The sequence below is a fragment of the Aphanothece microscopica RSMan92 genome, from assembly GCF_046613545.2.
In the GTDB taxonomy this organism is placed as follows: Bacteria; Cyanobacteriota; Cyanobacteriia; order PCC-6307; family Cyanobiaceae; genus NIES-981.
This window is the reverse complement of record NZ_JBKKKY020000374.1, coordinates 1-560: the sequence shown is the minus strand read 5'-3', so window position 1 is coordinate 560 and position 560 is coordinate 1. Positions and strand designations below refer to the sequence as shown.

The 560-nt window shown below is 56.4% G+C and carries 1 protein-coding gene; it reads left to right on the top strand.

The genetic code is table 11. The features are described 5' to 3' along the window. Nucleotides 1–223 precede the first annotated feature (223 nt). A partial coding sequence (locus ACLD7X_RS18085; RefSeq protein ID WP_411425073.1) for an AAA domain-containing protein occupies nucleotides 224–560 on the top strand: 337 nt, incomplete at its 3' end.

Below are 560 nucleotides of genomic sequence, written 5' to 3'. Positions count from 1 at the left end.
TCTCGTTGTCGTGTTCCCCCGGACGGAAGCATCAACCAAGGGAGCACTTGAAGTGGTTCGGGGAGCTATCATTGCCATCACGGATACCTCTGTGACAGTTTCCGTTCGCAACTCGACGCGTTCGATAGCATGGTACTCGTCCTTCGAGCATTGGATCATTGAAATTGACGGTCTCGACAGTAGTTTCCGACGTCAGCAATCTGCGTTGCTCACATGGGCTTCCATGGAGAGTGTCCAACGACGCCAACGGATGATTGGAATGATGCCCCCTCGACAAGGTCCGGAAGTACGTGTCACAGACCCTACGTTGCTACCATCACAACGCGCCGCGGTTGGCAAGGCGCTGTCCGCCATTGACTGGTGCCTAATACAAGGGCCGCCAGGAACAGGGAAAACATCTGCGGTGATCCGAGCACTTGTGACACAGCTTCATGCCGATGAGACTGAGCGCATTCTCCTCCTCGCCCTCACTAATCGCGCTGCAGATGAGCTCGCCAATGTCCTTGGCCAGTCCTTAGGCCCCCAGTCCTTTGTCAGAGGTGGCGGCGGCGCCACAGGTT